This window comes from Streptomyces sp. NPDC059696, from assembly GCF_042733745.1.
Classification (GTDB): Bacteria; Actinomycetota; Actinomycetes; order Streptomycetales; family Streptomycetaceae; genus Streptomyces.
On the sequence record NZ_JBHWFG010000005.1, the window covers coordinates 239,734 to 253,451 of the forward strand.

The 13,718-nt window shown below is 73.8% G+C and carries 11 protein-coding genes; 3 read left to right on the forward strand and 8 right to left on the reverse strand.

All coding sequences use genetic code 11. The features are described from left to right. The first annotated feature begins 141 nt into the window (after nucleotides 1-141). Nucleotides 142-1,182 carry a DUF2637 domain-containing protein gene (locus tag ACFV20_RS07845; protein WP_385653657.1) on the forward strand — a complete coding sequence of 347 codons (1,041 nt, stop codon included), beginning with the start codon at nucleotides 142-144 and terminating at the stop codon, nucleotides 1,180-1,182. A gap of 57 nt (nucleotides 1,183-1,239) precedes the next feature. On the opposite strand, the gene ACFV20_RS07850 is transcribed toward ACFV20_RS07845, so the two are convergent. Together ACFV20_RS07850 and ACFV20_RS07855 are read right to left on the reverse strand one after the other, a co-directional pair. Further along, nucleotides 1,240-1,722 carry an ATP-binding protein gene (locus ACFV20_RS07850; protein WP_385653748.1) on the reverse strand — a complete coding sequence of 161 codons (483 nt, stop codon included), beginning with the start codon at nucleotides 1,720-1,722 and terminating at the stop codon, nucleotides 1,240-1,242. 426 nt (nucleotides 1,723-2,148) lie between these two features. Continuing rightward, the gene (locus tag ACFV20_RS07855) at nucleotides 2,149-2,772 is read right to left on the reverse strand and encodes a hypothetical protein (protein WP_385653659.1); all 624 of its coding nucleotides are present in this window, start codon (nucleotides 2,770-2,772) and stop codon (nucleotides 2,149-2,151) included. A 233-nt stretch (nucleotides 2,773-3,005) separates the two neighbouring features. Between ACFV20_RS07855 and ACFV20_RS07860 the strand changes: the two genes are divergently transcribed. After that, nucleotides 3,006-4,613 (forward strand): helix-turn-helix domain-containing protein, encoded by a 1,608-nt coding sequence (locus ACFV20_RS07860; RefSeq protein WP_385653661.1) that lies wholly within the window; start codon nucleotides 3,006-3,008, stop codon nucleotides 4,611-4,613. Nucleotides 4,614-4,621: 8 nt separating this feature from the next. Here the strand turns inward: ACFV20_RS07860 and ACFV20_RS07865 are convergent, their stop codons facing one another. Both ACFV20_RS07865 and ACFV20_RS07870 read right to left on the reverse strand, forming a co-directional pair. Then, on the reverse strand, nucleotides 4,622-6,364 hold the full coding sequence (locus tag ACFV20_RS07865) for a pyruvate dehydrogenase (RefSeq protein ID WP_385653662.1): 1,743 nt from the start codon (nucleotides 6,362-6,364) through the stop codon (nucleotides 4,622-4,624). A 66-nt stretch (nucleotides 6,365-6,430) separates the two neighbouring features. After that, on the reverse strand, nucleotides 6,431-8,050 hold the full coding sequence (locus tag ACFV20_RS07870) for a protein phosphatase 2C domain-containing protein (RefSeq protein ID WP_385653665.1): 1,620 nt from the start codon (nucleotides 8,048-8,050) through the stop codon (nucleotides 6,431-6,433). Nucleotides 8,051-8,261: 211 nt separating this feature from the next. On the opposite strand from ACFV20_RS07870, the gene ACFV20_RS07875 reads away from it, so the two are divergent. Next, a complete protein-coding gene (locus ACFV20_RS07875; protein ID WP_385653666.1) occupies nucleotides 8,262-8,744 on the forward strand; it encodes a DUF456 domain-containing protein in 483 nt (160 codons plus the stop codon). Between the two features lie 34 nt (nucleotides 8,745-8,778). Here the strand turns inward: ACFV20_RS07875 and ACFV20_RS07880 are convergent, their stop codons facing one another. The 4 genes from ACFV20_RS07880 to ACFV20_RS07895 all read right to left on the reverse strand — a co-directional run bounded on the left by ACFV20_RS07880 (nucleotide 8,779) and on the right by ACFV20_RS07895 (nucleotide 13,659). Beyond that, the gene (locus ACFV20_RS07880) at nucleotides 8,779-9,273 is read right to left on the reverse strand and encodes a methylated-DNA--[protein]-cysteine S-methyltransferase (protein ID WP_385653668.1); all 495 of its coding nucleotides are present in this window, start codon (nucleotides 9,271-9,273) and stop codon (nucleotides 8,779-8,781) included. Further along, nucleotides 9,270-10,685, reverse strand: a complete 1,416-nt coding sequence (locus ACFV20_RS07885; RefSeq protein ID WP_385653669.1) for a DNA-3-methyladenine glycosylase 2 family protein — start codon at nucleotides 10,683-10,685, stop codon at nucleotides 9,270-9,272. The genes ACFV20_RS07880 and ACFV20_RS07885 overlap by 4 nt, the downstream gene beginning before the upstream one ends. A gap of 160 nt (nucleotides 10,686-10,845) precedes the next feature. Beyond that, complete coding sequence (gene rsgA / locus ACFV20_RS07890) at nucleotides 10,846-11,952, reverse strand: ribosome small subunit-dependent GTPase A (protein WP_385653671.1); 1,107 nt, start codon at nucleotides 11,950-11,952, stop codon at nucleotides 10,846-10,848. 210 nt (nucleotides 11,953-12,162) lie between these two features. Then, nucleotides 12,163-13,659, reverse strand: a complete 1,497-nt coding sequence (locus tag ACFV20_RS07895) for a cellulose binding domain-containing protein (RefSeq protein WP_385653673.1) — start codon at nucleotides 13,657-13,659, stop codon at nucleotides 12,163-12,165. Nucleotides 13,660-13,718 lie beyond the last annotated feature (59 nt).

A 13,718-nucleotide genomic window follows, 5' to 3' on the forward strand; every position in this document is an offset into this window, starting at 1 on the left:
CGACAGTTCGAGCAGATCGCCGTCCTGGGCATTCCCTCGCACTTCCTTGGCGGTCTCTTGCACCGAAACCCCCTGAGGGCCGATGGGATTGGGCCACTATGGCGGGCGTTACGCCCTATCCCAATGCAAGGGACCACCCAGATGAGACTGACCGACATATCGCTGAACTGGCTGCTTCCGGGCGCCGTGCTTCTCCTGGGCATGCTGGCGGCGGTGGCGGTGCTCGCGCGCGGCAAGCGCTCCTCGGTCAAGGACACGAGCGCGGACGACTCCTGGGAGCGCAGCGAGGAACGCCGCAGACGCAAGGAAGCCCTCTACGGCACCCTCTCCTATCTTCTTCTGTTCTGCTGTGCGGCCGTCGCCGCCCTGCTCTCCTTCCACGGCCTGGTCGGTTTCGGCGAGCAGAACCTCGGACTGTCCGGCGGCTGGCAGTACCTCGTCCCGTTCGGCCTGGACGGCGCGGCGATGTTCTGCTCCGTCCTCGCGGTGCGCGAGGCCAGCCACGGAGACGCGGCGCTCGGCTCCCGGATACTGGTGTGGACGTTCGCCTTCGCCGCGGCCTGGTTCAACTGGGTGCACGCCCCCCGGGGCGCCGGCCACGCGGGTGCCCCCCACTTCTTCGCGGGCATGTCCCTGTCGGCGGCGGTCCTGTTCGACCGCGCGCTGAAGCAGACCCGCCGGGCCGCCCTGCGGGAGCAGGGTCTGGTGCCCCGCCCACTGCCGCAGATCCGCATGGTGCGCTGGCTGCGGGCCCCCCGCGAGACCTACCGCGCCTGGTCGCTGATGCTCCTGGAGGGTGTGCGCAGCCTGGACGAGGCGGTCGACGAGGTGCGCGACGACATGCGCAAGAAGGAGGAGGCCCGGCAGCGGCGGCGCGACCAGCAGCGTGTGGAGCGGGCGCAGCTGAAGGCGATCAGCCGCGGTCACCGCGGTCACTTCGGCCGCGGTGGCGGACGGCAGCTGGAGGTGCAGGTGGAGCGCGGCTCCTCGCAGGTCTCCGCGGAGCCTGCCATATCCGCGCCGGAGCCCCTGCCCGTGCGCTCGCGTCCCTCCCTTCAGCCGGTGCGCAAAGGAGCTGACGCGGTGACCGTCGACCTCACCGCGGAGGACGACACCATGGCGCTGCCGCGTCTGGACTCCCTGGAGCGCAAGCTCAAGGACCTTGAGCAGCAGTTCGGTTAGCCGGGCCGCGGCACAGCGGTGAAGGGGCGTGGCCTGCGGGCCGCGCCCTTTCGGCGTTCAGGCCGCGCCGGCCTCCAGCTCGAACCAGACGGACTTGCCCACGCCGTGCGGCCGTACGCCCCAGGCGTCCGCGAGGGACTGCACCAGGAGCAGGCCCCTGCCGTTCGTGCCCTCGTCGGCGACCGGGACGCGCAGCCGGGGTCTGCGGGCCACGAAGTCCCGGACCTCCACCCGCAGTCCGCGGGGCCCGACCGTGGCCGTGAGGACCGCGTCGTGGTCGGTGTGGACGATCGCGTTGGTGACGAGTTCGCTGGTGAGCAGTTCCGCCACGTCGGACTGCCCGTGTTTCCCCCACTGCCCGAGCAGTTCCCGCAGGGCCCTGCGCGCTTCGGGTACGGCCCGCAGGTCCGCCCGCCCGAGTCGGCGCCTCAACTGCGGCGCCGGATCGTGTTCCGTGACATCGTCGGTCCTGTCCTCCACCGTCTTCGCCGAGAAGCTCCCGATCGTTATGGGACCGCCTCGTCGTGCCTGCCTCTCCATGACCCCCGCCCGCGCGCCGATGTCGGTTCCCCCCTGCTCGAACACGTTCACGGGGATCCATGCCCCAACGCGAACGCGGCAGTCATGCCGGATCGTCGACGACCGGGTGTTCGGCCACCGGAACCGCGCGGGCGCCGCGGGCGGCGGGGCGCGAAGCGCTACGGCGCGGGAGGGGAGGGGGACAAGAGGGTAGCCGGTCATCGTCCCCGGACGGATGCTGACCGCCGGAGATCGGACGATGGGCCGATGTCCGGCTGCCGATCCGTGCGTACCCGGGGAGGGGCCGGGGCGAGCGCGCGAGGTGCGCGCCACCCGGCTGAAGTTGGCTGAAGTACGACGGTCTTGACGGCCCCCGGAACCGGTACGGGGCCGTCCTCCCCACCCCCGTGGGAGGAGGACGGCCCCGTATCTCGCGAGGGACGCGCGTCAGTACAGCTTGTTGACGGCGGTGGTCGTCGTCTTCTTGAAGGCGGCGACGGGGGCGTCCCCGAAGTCGCCCATCTGGCCCCACCGCACGACGGTGACCGTCCGGCCGTCGCGTCCGACGGACAGCAGCGAGATGTCCGTGGCGCCCCAGGACGTCTCCGTGTGCACGCCGCGGACGCGGGCGCCCTCCTCGACGGGCAGCGCACCGTAGTCCCGGCCCTCGGCCTCGATGTCGGGGTCGTTCTTCTCCAGGCGGTCGGCGCAGGTGCGGATCAGGTCGTCGTAGTGCTTCGCCAGGGCCTTGGCCAGGGCGGCCGTGTCCGCCACGACGGTCAGCTGCACGGCACTGGTGTCCAGGTCGGTCCGGAACTCCCGGTACCGGTAGTCGTAGGAGGGCACGCCCTCCGTGCTCACACAGGTACCGAGTGCCTCCGGGAACCCTTCGGTGACCGGGCCGGCCGTCCACGTGGAGGCCGGGTGCGGCGGGAGCTGGGACGCCGACAGGAACGCGGGTGCGGCGGCCGTCGGCGCGGCACCGGCGGCCGGGGCCGTGAGGACCGTGCCCGCCGCGAGGGCGGCAACGGTGAGTGCGGCGAGCGCGCCGGCTCGGATGTGCATGGGCATGGGTGTCCCCCGTGGGTGAAAGCGTGGATGGTCGATGCCGCCGCGCGGCCGGCCGGTCGGCCCGGGTCTGCTCGGTGCGGCACCAAAAGCATCAGCGGTCACACCGGACGGGCGCAACAGCCCGCATCCGATCCGGCACGGTGGAACCATCCCAGGCCGTCTGACGTGCAGGTACATGGGGTGCCTGGGATGCCGTTCCCGGGCCGGGTCGGGCCTACGAGGACGGGGGAAGGGTGTCGGCACAGGACGACGTCGACGACGTCGGGGAGTTCGCGGCGCTGCTGAGGACGCTGAAGGAGCGCACGGACCGCAGTTACGGTTCACTGGCCCGGCGCCTGGCCATGAACACCTCGACCCTGCACCGCTACTGCGCGGGTGAGGCGGTCCCGGTCGACTTCGCCCCCGTGGAGCGCTTCGCCGCCCTGTGCGGGGCGTCCCCGCAGGAACGTCTGGAGCTCCACCGCCGCTGGCTCCTGGCCGCGGCGGCGCGGCAGCGGCCCCGCACGGCGGCCACGACAGCCACAGCCGCTACGGCCGGTGCGGCGCGCGAGGGCGAGATCGCCACCGGGGAGGACGAACCGGAGCAAGCACAGGACGCCGTCGACGGCCTGACGACCGGTCCGGTACCCGGCCCGGTGGACGACCCGGCAGCGGAGGCAGCGGACGACGCGGTGGACGACCCGGCATCCGACGCGGTCGACGACCCGCAACCCGACGCGGTGGACGACCCGGCATCCGACGCGGTCGACGACCCGCAACCCGACGCGATGGACGACTCAGGACCCGACGCGGTGGACGACCCGGCATCCGACGCGGTCGACGACCCGCAACCCGACGCGATGGACGACTCGGGACCCGGGCCGTTGGACGGCCCTGTGGGCGGCCCTGCGGCAGACTCCCCGCTCCCCCGTCGCCCCTGGTACCGCCGCAGGCGCGTCGCGGTCGGACTGGCCGCCGCCTGCGCGGTGCTCGCGGCACTCGGGAGTCTCGCCGCACTGCCGGACGGGCGGCGTACGCCGGCCGGCGGCCGGGCCGGCCCGGCCGGTCCGGCGCCCTCCGCCATGACGGAGACCAAGGCCCCGGAGCGGCGCGACGCCTCTCCCACTCCGAGCGGCGTTTCCCCCAGTCCCCGGCGGTCCTCTCCCTCCGCCACCCCGAAGCAGCCGAAGCCCCCTCCGACACCCTCCTCCCGCACCACCCCGTCCACCGGCGGCTCCACGTCCGCCCCGCCCCTCACCTGGTCGGCCGACTCGCAGGCCTGGGAGCTCGGCTGCGCTCACGACTACGTCATCGCCCGGCCGCCCGGGCAGGTGGCGCCGCCGCCCGTCCCGCAGGACGCGGGGGTCTGGGCCGCGTCGCAGAACGCGGTGCACGGCGGCGAGACGCTCGTGCGACTGACCGTGCAGGGGCGGACCGACACGGCCGTCGTACTGGAGGCGCTGCGCGTGCGCGTGGTGGGGCGGACCGCCCCGGCGCAGGGCTATGCCTACGCCATGGACCGGGGCTGCGGCGGGGCGATCACCCCCCGTTCCTTCGACGTGAACCTGGACAAGGACCGGCCCATCGCCCGCGCGGTCGCCGGGAGCGACGCGGGTACGCCGATCCCGGCGGTGCGCATGCCCTACCGGGTGTCCGCCCGGGACCCGGAGGTGCTGCTGGTCAACGCCCGGACCACGGCGTGCGACTGCCGCTGGTACCTGGAGCTGGACTGGTCCTCCGAGGGCCGCCGGGGCACGGTCCGGATCGACGACGACGGCCGCCCGTTCCGGACCAGCGGCATCCAGGGCCTGCCCCGCTACGTGTACGACACCTCCGCACGCGCGTGGACCCCCTACAGCTAGAACTACAGCTAGAACCGGGGCACGTTGCGCAGGTTGGAGCGGGCCATCTGGAGCATCCGGCCGACCCCGCCGTCCAGCACCATCTTCGAGGCGGAGAGGGCGAACCCGGTCACCATCTCCGCCTTGATCTTCGGCGGGATGGACAGCGCGTTGGGGTCGGTGACCACGTCGACGAGGGCCGGGCCCTTGTGCTTGAAGGCGTCCTTCAGGGCGCCCGGAAGGTCCTTGGGCTTCTCGACGCGCACCCCGTACGCCCCGCAGGCCCGGGCGACGGCGGCGAAGTCGGGGTTCTTGTTGGCGGTGCCGTACGACGGGAGACCGGCCACCAGCATCTCCAACTCGACCATGCCGAGCGAGGAGTTGTTGAACAGCACGACCTTCACGGGCAGGTCGTACTGGACCAGCGTGAGGAAGTCGCCCATCAGCATGGAGAAGCCGCCGTCGCCGGACATCGACACGACCTGCCGTTTGCGGTCGGTGAACTGCGCGCCGATGGCCATGGGCAGGGCGTTGGCCATCGAGCCGTGGGAGAAGGAACCGATGACGCGGCGGCGGCCGTTGGGCGAGATGTAGCGGGCGGCCCAGACGTTGCACATACCGGTGTCGACGGTGAACACGGCGTCGTCGGACGCCACTTCGTCGAGCACGGACGCCACGTACTCGGGGTGGATCGGCGTGTGCTTCTCGACCTTGCGGGTGTACGCCTTGACCACCCCCTCCAGTGCGTCGGCGTGCTTCTTCAGCATCCGGTCGAGGAAGCGGCGGTTCTTCTTCTCCCGCACCCGCGGGATCAGACAGCGCAGCGTCTCCCGTACGTCGCCCCACACCGCGAGGTCCAGCTTCGAGCGGCGGCCGAGGTGCTCGGGCCGGACGTCGACCTGGGCGATCTTGACGTCGTCGGGGAGGAAGGCGTTGTAGGGGAAGTCGGTGCCGAGCAGGATCAGCAGGTCGCACTCGTGGGTGGCCTCGTAGGCGGCGCCGTAGCCGAGCAGGCCGCTCATGCCGACGTCGAAGGGGTTGTCGTACTGGATCCATTCCTTGCCGCGCAGGGCGTGCCCGACCGGGGATTTGATCTTCCCGGCGAACTCCATGACCTCGGCGTGGGCTCCGGCCGTGCCGCTGCCGCAGAAGAGGGTGACCTTGCCGGCCTCGTCGATCATCTCGACGAGCCGGTCGATCTCGGCGTCGCCGGGGCGGACCGTCGGGCGGGAGGTCACGAGGGCGGTCTCGGCGGCCTTCTCGGGCGCGGGCCGGTCGGCGATGTCGCCGGGCAGGGTGACGACGCTGACGCCGCTGCGGCCGACGGCGTTCTGGATGGCGGTCTGCAGCAGCCGCGGCATCTGCTCCGGGCTGGAGATCATCTCGCTGTAGTGGCTGCACTCGGTGAACAGCCGGTCGGGGTGGGTCTCCTGGAAGAAGCCGAGGCCGATCTCGCTGGAGGGGATGTGCGAGGCGAGGGCGAGGACCGGGGCCATGGAGCGGTGGGCGTCGTAGAGGCCGTTGATGAGGTGGAGGTTGCCGGGGCCGCAGGAGCCGGCGCAGGCGGCGAGAGAGCCGGTGATCTGCGCCTCGGCACTGGCGGCGAAGGCGGCGGTCTCCTCGTGCCGGACATGGATCCAGTCGATGGCGGAGTTGCGGCGGACGGCGTCGACGATCGGGTTGAGGCTGTCGCCGACGACGCCGTAGAGGCGCTTGACCCCGGCGCGGGTCAGGATGTCGACGAACTGTTCCGCGACGTTCTGTTTGGCCATGGTTCTCGTCTGCCCCTTCGGTCTGCTCGGATCCCTCCGGGTTCCATCAAGTCACACGGCTCGCGCTCACGCCTCCCACACCGCGGCGGCCGTACGGTCGTCCGCATAGCCCTTGACCCGTACCTGGGAGTCGGCGAGGAACGCGGCGAGGCCGGGCGGCTCGGGGCGGGACCAGCGCTCGGCGAGGTACTCGCCCAGGTCGGGCTCGCCGTGCAGGGGGTCGGCGAGGCCGCCGCTGCACATCAGGAGCGTGTCACCCGGGCGGGCGACGGACGTGCGGAAGCGGAAGGGCTCGCGGGGCGGCTCCGGGGCCGGTTCGTAGGGGCTGGGCGGGGTGGGGATGCCCAGGTCCATGGTGAGCCGGTCGCCCTCGGGCGTCTCGGAGGGCGGTGAGCCGAAGCCCAGGACGGGCTCGCCCTTGACTTCGGCGACCTGCGGTTCGATGTCCTGCCACTCCCCCTCGCGCAACCGGAACAGTCCGCCCGGCCCGACCCCGAAGAACACCCGGGTGCGGCACCGGGGGTCGGCCGGCAGCAGCAGGCAGCGCAGGCTGGCCGCGTACTCCTCGGGGGCGACGCCCTGCTCGGAGGCGCTGGCCCGGAGCTTGCCGAGGCTGCGGTCGGTGAGCCGGTGCAGCCCGGACTTCAGGTCGCCGCGCCGTCCGTCCCTTATGTCCTCGACCAGCCGGGCGTGGCTGCGTCCGACGGCTCGTCCGATCCAGTGACAGGCCTCGGCGGCGGCCCGGTGCGCACCGGGCGTGGCCCGGGCCCCGGTCGCCATCGCCACCAGCAGCAGCGCGTGGTCCCCCCCACCGAACCGGGCCATGAGCAGCGCATCCCTGCGGGGCTCCCCCCGGTACCGCGCGGAGTCCCCCCGCAGGGAGACGGCCCGCACCGTGCAGGCGCCGTACCGGGCCCCGTCCAGCACGGTGTCCGCCACGAGATCGTCGAGGTCGTCCGGGTCGGCGGCCGGGAGCGCGGTGGGTTCGGCGTCATAGGTCGGCGGTCGCGTACCGACGTAACCACGGGCCCCGGGAGCGGGCACGGGCGGTTCGAGCACCGACGGGGTGTCGTCCGGTTGCGGAACCACGGAGGGCTGTTCGGCGGGACGCGCCGGTGCGGGTGGAGCGTCCTGGGCCTGCGGAACCGCGGGCGGCGGCGCGGCGGGACGCGGCGGTACGGGCGCTTCGGCGGCGGTGTCGGGGGCCGGCCAGGCCGGAGGGTCCGTGGGAGGAGGTGGGACGCGGGGGGTCCGCGCGTCGGGGGCCGGCGGGGCGGGCGGCTGATCCGGGCGGTCGGGGGACGAGCCGGTGGCTGTGCGGTCGGTGTGTCGCGGCGGCTGCTGGGCTGCCGGGAAGCTCACCGGGCCCGTGGGGCGCTTCGTCGGCGGCTCCCAGGGGGCACGTGGGCGGGGCGGGCCGGGGGCGGGGGGCGGGTCGTGGACGTCGTCGGCTCCGGTGCGGGGCGCCGGGACCACCGGCTCCGCACCGAAGGGCCGCGCCGCCGGCCGGTTCGGGGAGCCGCCACGCTCCCGGGTCTCCTCCCCCACCGCCCCCGACGCCGAGGCGAACCGGTCGTCCAGGGAATCCCGCGCCGGTGCGGGGCCCGTGTCGTCGGTGGAGTCGTCGTACAACTCCCTCCACCAGTCGTCCTCGTGACCGGTGGGCCTTCCCCCCTGCTGGCTCATGCCCCTGATTGTCCACCGCACGAGCGGGATGAAAACGGGGCTTGTGGAAAAAACCGGCCCACCGAGGGGCCGTGAACGGCACGTCGGGTGAGCCGTAGAACGGCCGTACGAAAGGCGGGGTCCGGTGCGGCACGGGCGGCTGACCTGCGGGTCTGAGCCTCGGCCACGCTGCTGACCTGCGCGTTCTCCGGTGTTCCGGCAGTCTGGTCAGATGGGAGTGTGGGACCTCCTGCTGGTCGGGCTGGTCATCCTGCTCGGGCTGTGCGGAGTGCTGCTGCCCGCCATGCCGGGATCGTTGCTGGTGTGGGCCGCGGTCATGTGGTGGGCGCTGAAGGACCCGCAGCCCGTCGCTTGGTGGGTGCTGGTCGGGGCCACGGTCCTGCTGCTGGCCTCCCAGGCCGTCCGCTGGGCGCTCCCGCCCCGCAGGCTGCGGATGAACCACACCACCCGCCGCATGCTGGCCTGTGCCGGCAGCGGTTCCGTCCTGGGCTTCGTCCTGATTCCCGTCCTCGGCTCGGTCCCCGGCTTCCTGAGCGGTGTCTACCTCTTCGAGCGGCTCCGCCTCGGCCGGCACGCCGACGCGGTGGCGGCCCTGCGCACGGTCATGCGCGCGGGCGGCTGGAGCGTCCTGGCCGAACTGTTCACCTGCCAGCTGATCGCGGCGGCCTGGGTGGGCGCCGTCCTCTGGGGCTGAGCGGGCGGCCGTCGGTCCGCGGCACCCCCTCGTGTCAGGCCCGCAGCACCCCCTCATGGGTCAGCAGCCGTACCTTGCGGTCCAGCCCGCCCGCGTAGCCGGTCAGCGCCCCGTCCGCCCCGATCACCCGGTGGCAGGGGCGGATCACCAGCAGCGGATTCGCACCGATCGCACCGCCGACCGCCCGCACCGCGGCCCGGGGCGCTCCGATGCGCGCGGCGATCTCGCCGTAGGTAGCGGTCGCGCCGTACGGGATGTCGTCCAGCGCGGCCCAGACCTTCTCGCGGAAGGCGGTGCCCTCGGTGCGCCAGGCCAGACGGAACTCCTTCAGTTCCCCGGCGAAGTACGCGGCGAGCTGCTCCTCGGCCTCCCGGAAGGGTCCGGGGTCGCGACGCCAGTCGTCCCGCACCGCGCGTCCGCCCTTCTGCCCCGGAACCGACAGCGAGGTCAGCTCGCCGGTCGGAGCGGCGGTGAGAAGCAGCGGCCCGAGGGGGCCGGGCACGCTCGTCCAGTACGTCGGGCAGGTCATCGGGACTCCCACTCCCCTGCTGCGCGCAGGTGGTTCAGTGCGTACGAGCGCCAGGGGCGCCAGCTGTCGGGTGCGTCGAGGCCGGGCGGGGCGACGTCCGGGTCGCCGAGGGCGCGGGCGCGGATCTCGGCGACGGTACGGCCGTCCAGACCGGGCACGGCCCGCAGGGCGTCCTGCGCGGCGTCCCGGTCGGCGCCCGGGTCCAGGCGTACGGCCCGGTCGGCGAGGGCGGCGGTGAGCGCGCCGAGGGCGCCTGCGGGCTCGGCCCCGGCCAGCACGGCCGGCTCGGGGAAGAGGTGGGTGAGGCTTCCGCAGGGGGCGTCGAGGGCCTTGCCGTAGCGGCGTACGAGCCGTTCCGCCTCCGTGCGGCCGACCAGGGCACGCACCGCGAGTTCCTCCGGGTCGGCGGTGCCCGGCGAGCGCAGCCCGGGCCGGGCGGCGACCAGGGGTGCGAGCCGCGGGTCGGCGGCGAGGCGCTCGTCGACGGCGTAGGGGTCGGCGTCGAGGTCGAACAGGCGCCGCAGCCGCTGGACGGCTGTGGTCAGGTCGCGCGGGTCGGTGAGGTGCAGCCGGGCGTCGAGCCAGCCGCCCGGGTGGGCGCCGAGCCCGCTCCGGGCGGTGCCGGGGCGTTCGCCCACGGCGGCGATGCCGGTGCCGTAGGGGAGGCGGAGGGTGCGCCGGTAGGTGCGGGCGCCGGGTGGGCCGCTCACCTCTTCGATGCCGGGTACGGCCTCGTGTTCCAGCAGGTCGAAGACGGGTCCCGCCCGGTAGGGGCCGCGGTGGGCGAGCCGGAGCGGGATGCCGGCGTTCGGGGTGGGGGTGCGGCGGGCCCGGCCGTGCTCGGGTGCGGCGGCGCGCAGCTCGCTCGGCGTCGACGCGTACACCGTCCGCATCGTGTCGTTGAACTGCCGCACGCTGGCGAAGCCCGCCGCGAAGGCGATCTCGGTGATCGGCAGGTCGGTGGTCTGCACGAGGACGCGGGCGGTGTGGGCCCGCTGCGCCCGGGCGAGGGCGACCGGCCCGGCGCCGAGTTCGGCGGTGAGCTGCCGCTGCACCTGCCGTGCGCTGTAGCCGAGGCGGACGGCGAGTCCGGCGACGCCCTCCCGGTCGACGACGCCGTCGGCGATCAGCCGCACGGCCCGGCCGACCACGTCCGCGCGGACGTTCCACTCGGCGGAGCCGGGCACGGCGTCCGGGCGGCACCGCCGGCAGGCACGGAACCCGGAGCCCTGCGCGGCGGCGGCGGTGGCGAAGAACCGTACGTTGGCCCGCTTCGGGGTGACCGCGGGGCAGCTGGGCCGGCAGTAGATGCCGGTCGTCGCGACGGCGAAGAAGAACACGCCGTCGAAACGGGCGTCGCGGCTGCGCACGGCCTCGTACCTGGTGTCCTCGTCCGTTCCCTGTTGCGTCACAGCCCCAGTCTGCGCCCGCCGCCCGCCTGTCCGCTGGCGGATATCGGACACCACGATCGGGCGGGGGCCGGGCGCGGGCCCGGCCTCCGCCCCCACGGCGGGTGCGCGCCCGCCGGGCGAACACCGGATCCCACCCCGCCCCGCCGCGGGCGCGTAGTGGTCACGCGCGCCAGTGCGCGCCCCGCTTCGCCTGCATCGCGGCGCGGCCCATCGCTCCCTTCCGCTTCCAGTCCTTGCGGATCTCGGCCCGCAGGCGGGCGTCGGTCTTGGCGACGATGCGCTGGTTCTCCCGCAGCAGCTTGCGGTAGCTCTCCAGCCGCCGCTGCGGCAGCTCACCGCTGTCGACGGCGGCCAGCACGGCGCAGCCCGGCTCCGCCTCGTGGGCGCAGTCGTGGAAGCGGCACCGCTCGGCCAGTTCCGCGATCTCGGAGAACACCTGCTCGACGCCGGTCTCGGCGTCCCACAGGCCGACGCCCCGCAGCCCGGGGGTGTCGATGAGGACGCCTCCGCCGGGCAGTACGAGCAGGTTGCGGGTGGTCGTGGTGTGGCGGCCCTTGCCGTCGACGTCGCGGGTGGCCTGGACGGCCATGACGTCCTCGCCGAGCAGTGCGTTGGCGAGGGTCGACTTGCCCGCGCCGGACTGGCCGAGCAGGACCGACGTCCCGCCGCCGACGATCGCGGCGAGCACGTCGAGACCGTCCCCGCCCAGGGAGCTGACGGGCACGACCGGCACGCCGGGCGCGCTCGTCTCCACGTCCTGGACGAGGTGCGCGAGGGTCACGGCGTCCGGCACGAGGTCGGCCTTGGTGAGGACGACGACGGGCTGGGCCCCGGACTCCCAGGAGAGCGCGAGGAAACGCTCGATGCGCCCGAGGTCGAGCTCGACCGCGAGGGACACGGCGATGACGGCGTGGTCGACGTTGGCCGCGAGGATCTGTCCCTCGGACCGCTGGGAGGAGGTGGAGCGGACGAAGGCGGTGCGGCGCGGCAGGCAGGTGCGGACGTAGCGCGGGTTCCCGCCGGGTTCGACGGCGACCCAGTCGCCCGTGCACACCACCCGCAGGGGGTCGTGCGGGGTGACGAACGCGGTGTCGGCCCGCAGCGGCCCGTCGGCGGTGACGACGTCGCACTGCCCGCGGTCGACCCGTACGACCCGCCCGGGCAGCAGCCCTTCGGCCTGGTAGGGGGCGAACGCCTCGGCCCAGGCCTCGTCCCAGCCGTAGGGAGCGAGCGCGGAGGAAACGGATGAAGCGGAGGAGGAAGACAAGGGTGACCCTTCCGAGGTCGGCCCCCGGCCCGACGCATGCGGTCGGATCAGCCGGCGGCCATGGAGGTGGACTTCATGGACTGGATGCGGGCAGCGCTCATCGCAATGACAGCCATCGGTCAACACCTCCTCATCGCTCGGCTCTTGGTGTCACGGAACCGCGGTGTGCGCGGAACCGAGGTGACGATATCCCGCCCCGGCGCGGGTGCGTCAACTGTTTTTCGCGCAGGCCTGGCCGTTCAGTTCGAAGTCGTACGGCGGGGAGTTCTTGCCGCGCCAGGAGGCGAGGAAGCCGAAGGACAGGTCGCCGCCCGCCGGGACCTTCTTGTTGTAGTCGGCGGCCGTCGCGGTGACGCGGGAGCCGTCCTGGGCGACGGAGGCGTCCCACATCTGGCCCACCTGCTGGCCGTCCCGGAAGGACCAGGCGACGCGCCAGGAGTCGAGGGAGCGGGTGCTGGTGACGGTGACGGTGGCCTGGAAGCCGTCGGGCCACTGGTTGACCAGGTCGTACGCGACGCGGCAGAGGGGGTCGGCGCTCTTGTCGGGTGCGGTCCGGCCGGTGGGCGAGGAGGTGCCCTGGGGTTCGGTGTGGCGTTTGTCGTCCTCCGGCTCGCCCGACTTCTCCGGCCGCTCGGTGTCCTGGGTGGTCCGCTCGGCGGCCGGCTTCGAGGTCGTGGGCGCCAGGGACGGGGCGGAGGGCAGGGGCGGAGCGCTGTCGGCCACGGGCTGGCGGTCGACGCCGCCGCGCGCGCCCAGGTCGTCGCCGTCGCCGCCGAAGGGCATGAGGGAGACGCCGAGCGCCAGCACCGAGACCAGGACGGCGGCGACGAGGAGGCCGTTGCGGGCGACGCGGGCCTTCTGCTCGCCGTCCTCCGGTTCTCCGCCCGCCTTGTCCGCGGAGCCGGGGCGGCCGGCGCCGAGGCGTACTTCGGCGGCGCGGCGGCGGCGCTCCAGGTAGGCGAGGCCGCCCCAGCCGATCACTCCGCCGGCCAGCGCCCCGGGCAGGGCTCCGCCGTGCAGGCGCAGACAGGCGGCGGCTTCGGCGCACTGCACGCAGGTGGCGAGGTGCCGGGACAGGTCGCCGGGGGTCTCGGCGGCGGAGGAGCGGGTGACGGCGTCCAGCAGCCGGGCGTAGCTGCGGCACTGGGGGTCCATCGGGGTGTCGAGGTGGTTGCGGTGGCAGCGGTCCCGGAACAGGGTGCGCACCTGCTGGAGTTCCTCGGCGACACCGGCCGGATCGAGCCCCAGGCGGCGGGCGACCAGGGGCAGCGGCAGCGCCTCCACCTCGGCGAACCAGAGCAGTTCGGCGTCGGCCTGCTGCAGATCGCGCAGGCCGCGCAGGGCGAGGGGGCGTTGCAGGGGCGGGCCGGTGTAGCGGGCGGCCTTGTCGGAGTTGAGCCACAGGCGCAGGTCGGGGTCGAGTTTGTGGCCCTGCCCCTCCTGTTCCCAGGCCGCGGCGGTGGTGCGCACGGAGGTCAGCAGCAGGGGTATGCGGGGCAGCCGGGCCGGGCGGCGGGCACTGCCGCGGACGAGGCCGTGCTCGGCGTCACGGGCCTCGCGTATGCCGTGCGCGAACGCCTCGCGGCCGAGCTGTGCGGCGGCCGCGGAACCGGACGTGCACAGGTCCGCGTACGCGAGGACCGCGTCCCAGCACTCGGAGAACAGCGCGGCCTCGGTGGCGTCCTGAGGGGTCGGCAGGTCGGGCATGAGTCTCCTGCATCCACGAGCGAGGTCAACTCACCACATCGGTGTTGGAGTTGGGGGGA

Coding starts and splice junctions, on each gene's coding strand:
- ACFV20_RS07870 (WP_385653665.1), bottom strand. CDS start 8,050: ATGAGCCAGCAGGGGGGAAGGCCCACCGGTCACGAGGACGACTGGTGG.
- ACFV20_RS07855 (WP_385653659.1), bottom strand. CDS start 2,772: ATGCCCATGCACATCCGAGCCGGCGCGCTCGCCGCACTCACCGTTGCC.
- ACFV20_RS07880 (WP_385653668.1), bottom strand. CDS start 9,273: ATGACCTGCCCGACGTACTGGACGAGCGTGCCCGGCCCCCTCGGGCCG.
- ACFV20_RS07850 (WP_385653748.1), bottom strand. CDS start 1,722: ATGGAGAGGCAGGCACGACGAGGCGGTCCCATAACGATCGGGAGCTTC.
- ACFV20_RS07845 (WP_385653657.1), top strand. CDS start 142: ATGAGACTGACCGACATATCGCTGAACTGGCTGCTTCCGGGCGCCGTG.
- ACFV20_RS07875 (WP_385653666.1), top strand. CDS start 8,262: ATGGGAGTGTGGGACCTCCTGCTGGTCGGGCTGGTCATCCTGCTCGGG.
- ACFV20_RS07895 (WP_385653673.1), bottom strand. CDS start 13,659: ATGCCCGACCTGCCGACCCCTCAGGACGCCACCGAGGCCGCGCTGTTC.
- ACFV20_RS07865 (WP_385653662.1), bottom strand. CDS start 6,364: ATGGCCAAACAGAACGTCGCGGAACAGTTCGTCGACATCCTGACCCGC.